The sequence below is a fragment of the Halomonas sp. MES3-P3E genome (assembly GCF_002836035.1).
GTDB classification, from domain to species: Bacteria; Pseudomonadota; Gammaproteobacteria; order Pseudomonadales; family Halomonadaceae; genus Vreelandella; species Vreelandella arctica.
Window position 1 is genome coordinate 1 of sequence record NZ_PJBT01000067.1, and the last position, 4,526, is coordinate 4,526.

A 4,526-nucleotide genomic window follows, 5' to 3' on the forward strand; every position below is an offset into this window, starting at 1 on the left:
TGAGACTCGCATTGGCTTATCCTCATTCGTTTATTCGTAGCCAGCTTACAACCGTTAGGCTGCCCAAAGGTCAAGTCTTCAGCTGAGCGCTCATGACAAACATTTAGGTTGTATAACGAAATTTAAAATGAGGCCTTGACCTTAAAGTCTGCTTTAAGGATATCTTAAAAAAGCACTCCTGCCACAGGATAAAAAACCGTAATCAAGTCCTACCACTAGCGCGTTTGGCAGAGTGACTCACATACAGAGGAGAGTGTCATGCGTAAACGTAATACTGCGATCCTGTTTACTGCCATTGTTGCTGCCAGCAGCTTCGGAGCTAGCTCGCTTTTTGCCCAAGAAGAGAATCAACAGAAGCCGATGGAGGGCAACGCCATGCATAGCAATATGATGCAAGCAGGGGGTATGCACGACATGATGGGCGATATGAAGTCCATGATGGAAAAATGTAACGCCATGATGGAAAACATGCAGCATGAGAACGACGACGCTTAAAGCGGCTCGGATAGGTTGCTTGTACGCAAGCAACCTTTTCATCATGCGGGTAGCGTCGCTTGGACCTTCCTATCTGATATCTAACCGGACACACAACATATGAAACATTGGAAAGCGCTTGCCGTTACGTCTTTGCTGGCTTTTCCCATATCGGGATTGGCGGCTGATATATCAGCGACTCTCTACAAAAATCCCAATTGCGGATGTTGTGCCGAATATGCCAAGTATTTGGAACAAAACGGCTTCGACGTGGAGACGATCGACACCCATGATCTCGTTAAAATGAAAGCCGAGTATAACATCCCTGAAGAACTGCATGGCTGCCATACCACGGTCGTAGGAGACTATCTCTTCGAAGGGCATGTGCCTGTTGAGAGCGTGACCCAAGTGCTTGATGAAAAGCCCTCTATCATAGGGCTGAGTGTGCCGGGAATGCCGCTTGGCTCACCGGGCATGTCGGGAGAAAAGCGTGGCCCGTTGGAAGTCTATGCCATCGCCTCGCAATCGACTGAGAGCCCCGACATTTACGCGACTCACTAAAGGATAGTGCGGCGATGAAACACCCCATCCTGACAGGACATTTCGTAGCTGTATTTCTGATGACTGCCACATCCCTTGCCATGGCCGCCCCGTCAGAAAGTTCAGGGCCACAGGGGTTTCTTCTCTGGGCTACCCCCAACGATGTGGCACAAATCAGCTTCGAGGATAGCGACGGTACCCCTTTCACGTTGGCTGACTTTGAAGGAAAGCTGATTCTACTCAACATCTGGGCAACATGGTGCGGGCCTTGCCGAGAGGAAATGCCCACTTTAGATGCCCTACAAGATGAGCTTGGCAGCGATGATTTTGAGGTGGTCGCCTTATCGATCGACCGTAAGGGGGTCGAGATTGTTAATGAATTCTATCAAGAGATAGGCATTGAACATCTGGCTCCCTATATAGATAAAACCGGAATGGCTAGCGCAGATCTTGGGGCCGTAGGTATTCCCACGACGCTTCTACTTGACCGCCAAGGCAAAGAAATTGGGCGCCTCGTGGGGGAAGCCGAGTGGAATACTCAAGACATGATCGACTTTCTTGCCGAAATGATTGCAACCAGATAATGAGGTAGCACCATGAGTTGTTGTGACGACAAAACCCAACAGGGCAAACAAAAATCGGGGCTAAATGGCTTTTTGACAGGGTCACGCGGCCTGATGTTGCTGGGTAGCGTGGCAGTGGCTGGCGGCCTTGCTTTTGGCTGGGATAATCTGGTTTTGCTAGGCATTGCGCCTATTCTATTGAGCCTATTGCCATGTCTCATTATGTGCGGATTAGGCCTATGCATGATGAAGTGCAAAGACAAAAAAGGTGAAGCGACCGAGCAAAGCGACGCTACCAATGTTCAGGCTCGGGTAGAAGACGCTTCAGAAGTGAATGCCGGAACAGCGCCTACCACTCGCCAACTAGTCGATCAAAGCGAGTCAATCAAGCAGTCCTCATCTAAATTCCAAGCCTAGCCATGGGTAAAGGGTAATGCTTGAAGTAGCCAATATAGGACTGGTCACTGCCTTTCTGGCAGGCCTGATCTCGTTTATTTCGCCCTGTGTTTTGCCACTTGTGCCTGGCTATCTTTCTTTCATGACCGGCCGCTCGCTCGGACAATTACAGGAAGCGGATAGACGAGAACGTCTGAGGGTGTTAACCCAGTCGGTATGGTTCGTGCTCGGTTTTTCAACCGTTTTTTTGTTGCTGGGAGCCAGCTCCACTGCCATTGGTCGTCTGCTGCTGGTGTATCGCCAAGAAGCAAACCTAGTCGGTGGCCTTATCGTCATCCTGTTTGGCGCCTTCATGACCGGGCTCATGCCATGGCGCTGGTTTCATCAAGAATGGCGGTTTATGGGTCGACTGAAGGACGTCGGTGGAACCCGCAGTGCAGCTTACTTACTTGGTTTAGCGTTTGCATTTGGCTGGACCCCCTGCATTGGCCCAATTCTGGGTGCCATTCTTACCGTCAGCGCCTCCACGGCCAACGCCTGGAGCGGGATGGCGTTGCTCGGCGTTTATTCTTTGGGTCTGGGCGTGCCCTTCATGCTGAGTGCCCTTTCACTTGATCGCTTCATAAAGCACCAGAAATTCCTGCGTCGCTGGGGGCATTTCATACATATAGCGGCTGGGTTGATCATGATTCTGATGGGTAGCTTAATGATCACAGGCAAACTATCCGAGCTGTCATATTGGTTATTGCGTACTTTCCCTGCCCTAGGTGTTATCGGCTAATCGTTATTTAAGGAAATATTGAAATGCACATGATCGTGAGTCGTTTTTTACGTGTCTTCTTACTGACAGGCTTGGCCGCAGTCAGCTTTGGCAGCGCCATTACGGCCTTGGCAACTGAAGAAGGGTTGCTTGCACTGCAATATGACGTAACAGGCAAACGACTGTTTAAAATTGAGGCTAACCAACTATTCCAGCGTGCCGATGAAGGCATGACCTGGAATGCGATTCCCTTGCCCGAAGACGTGAATGAAGGCCAGTTGCGCGCGGTATCGGTCCCCTCCACTGATCCGCAAGCGCTCTATATCGCAGGCCCCTCAATCGGGGTGCAGCGTAGCACCGACAATGGAGAAACCTGGCAAGAGCTTAGCGCTAACCTACCTAGCCGAGAGGTTACTGCGCTAGCTGTACATCGCCGTCAGAACGAAACACTTTATGCGGTAATTGAAGAAGACGGCATCTACCAAAGCGAGGATGCTGGCACCACCTGGAAAAAAATGGACAGTGGTCCTTCACAAAAGATTAACCGACTCGTCCACTCTGACATGGAAGGCAGCATGCAGACCGGCTGGCTCTACGGGGTATCGGACGATGCGGTGCGTCTATCGATGGACTGCTTTTGCGGTTGGAGACCGACCGGAGCACTTGATGCTGGCAGCGTCTATGATGTGGCTTATAGCCTTGGCAACCCAAAGCGAGTCTATGTGGTTACACAGCAAGGACTATGGCGTAGTGAAACGGGTGGTCAAGAGTGGCAACAAGTAGCTGGTGACGGCACAGAGCTCGTTGCACTCACACTCTCCGCCAAAGACACTCTCTATGGTTTAAACCAGAAAGGGGAACTTCTACACAGTGAAGACGAAGGCCAATCCTGGACTTATCCCGATGCGTAAGCACTGTTTTTTCACTGCCTCATGGCTGACGCTAATGGTTGTGGGGCACGCCATGGCTGAGGACCGTCCTTTTTCAAGCGATACTCCTCAGCTGGAAGACGGAAAAAGAGTTTACCGACAATACTGTGCTAGTTGCCACGGTACACAAGGCGAAGGCATGCCCAACTGGGAAGAGCAAAATGCTCTAGGCGAGTTACCTGCTCCACCACATGGGCCAGAGGGCCATACCTGGAAACACTCTGATGCCATGCTCTACCGAATTATTGCCGAGGGTTGGCGCGACCCCTGGAATAAAACCGATAGGCTAACGATGCCAGCGTATCAGGAAGTTTTGGCTCCCAGCGAGATACGAGATGTGGTGAATTATCTCAAGACATTATGGACACAAGAGCAAAGGCGTCACCAAGCAGACGAAAGTATTGAGAACCCCTTTCCAATACAAACTGGAATACCCCCAGAGTAAATAATAGTGTCTATGCCCTATAACAAATTTTCTTAGTCACCTTATGGGTCACCACACTGTTAGCTACCGTCTCAACCGCCCACTTGTGTTATTAAGTAGAAAACAACCTCTTGGTCCTTTTAACTCCGACAAACCTGCTCCCGGCGAATGCTAGCCCTTACTTAGAAAACCAACTTCGCATTGTCAGCGAATAAATATACACTTTAGCGAATCTCAAATGTTTATGTTGAGACATGGAAGTTAACAAATTTCATATAAAATAAACTTATTACCTAACGACTGAGGCGCCTTCAGGCTTAGTAAGATCGACTGGCTCACTTCACAATAAAGTTTTCGTCGCGCCACATATTTGATCTGAAGGCTGTGGAAGGGAGTTAGATTATTATGTTAGGTAAGCAATATAGTGTTAATAAACAACG

At 49.6% G+C, this 4,526-nt stretch carries 7 protein-coding genes; all 7 read left to right on the forward strand.

The window, feature by feature from the left end; all coding sequences use genetic code 11:
* Nucleotides 1–258 precede the first annotated feature (258 nt).
* Complete coding sequence (locus CXF87_RS11515) at nt 259–495, forward strand: hypothetical protein (protein WP_062363006.1); 237 nt, start codon at nt 259–261, stop codon at nt 493–495.
* Nucleotides 496–594: 99 nt separating this feature from the next.
* Entirely contained in the window at nt 595–1,035 is a 441-nt protein-coding gene (locus tag CXF87_RS11520) for a DUF411 domain-containing protein (protein WP_101146721.1), read from the forward strand.
* Between the two features lie 14 nt (nt 1,036–1,049).
* Nucleotides 1,050–1,598, forward strand: coding sequence for a TlpA family protein disulfide reductase (locus tag CXF87_RS11525; RefSeq protein ID WP_101146722.1), 549 nt, complete (start codon nt 1,050–1,052; stop codon nt 1,596–1,598).
* Nucleotides 1,599–1,610: 12 nt separating this feature from the next.
* A complete protein-coding gene (locus CXF87_RS11530) occupies nt 1,611–1,994 on the forward strand; it encodes a hypothetical protein (protein ID WP_101146723.1) in 384 nt (127 codons plus the stop codon).
* A gap of 16 nt (nt 1,995–2,010) precedes the next feature.
* Nucleotides 2,011–2,754, forward strand: coding sequence for a cytochrome c biogenesis CcdA family protein (locus tag CXF87_RS11535; protein ID WP_101146724.1), 744 nt, complete (start codon nt 2,011–2,013; stop codon nt 2,752–2,754).
* A 23-nt stretch (nt 2,755–2,777) separates the two neighbouring features.
* A complete protein-coding gene (locus tag CXF87_RS11540; RefSeq protein WP_008958473.1) occupies nt 2,778–3,644 on the forward strand; it encodes a WD40/YVTN/BNR-like repeat-containing protein in 867 nt (288 codons plus the stop codon).
* A complete protein-coding gene (locus tag CXF87_RS11545; protein ID WP_008958472.1) occupies nt 3,637–4,107 on the forward strand; it encodes a c-type cytochrome in 471 nt (156 codons plus the stop codon). The genes CXF87_RS11540 and CXF87_RS11545 overlap by 8 nt, the downstream gene beginning before the upstream one ends.
* Nucleotides 4,108–4,526: the final 419 nt, after the last annotated feature.

What these genes read in the sequence shown, in the direction of transcription:
- CXF87_RS11540 (WP_008958473.1), top strand. Translation starts at nt 2,778, where the DNA reads ATGCACATGATCGTGAGTCGTTTTTTACGTGTCTTCTTACTGACAGGC.
- CXF87_RS11535 (WP_101146724.1), top strand. Translation starts at nt 2,011, where the DNA reads ATGCTTGAAGTAGCCAATATAGGACTGGTCACTGCCTTTCTGGCAGGC.
- CXF87_RS11520 (WP_101146721.1), top strand. Translation starts at nt 595, where the DNA reads ATGAAACATTGGAAAGCGCTTGCCGTTACGTCTTTGCTGGCTTTTCCC.
- CXF87_RS11525 (WP_101146722.1), top strand. Translation starts at nt 1,050, where the DNA reads ATGAAACACCCCATCCTGACAGGACATTTCGTAGCTGTATTTCTGATG.
- CXF87_RS11530 (WP_101146723.1), top strand. Translation starts at nt 1,611, where the DNA reads ATGAGTTGTTGTGACGACAAAACCCAACAGGGCAAACAAAAATCGGGG.
- CXF87_RS11515 (WP_062363006.1), top strand. Translation starts at nt 259, where the DNA reads ATGCGTAAACGTAATACTGCGATCCTGTTTACTGCCATTGTTGCTGCC.
- CXF87_RS11545 (WP_008958472.1), top strand. Translation starts at nt 3,637, where the DNA reads ATGCGTAAGCACTGTTTTTTCACTGCCTCATGGCTGACGCTAATGGTT.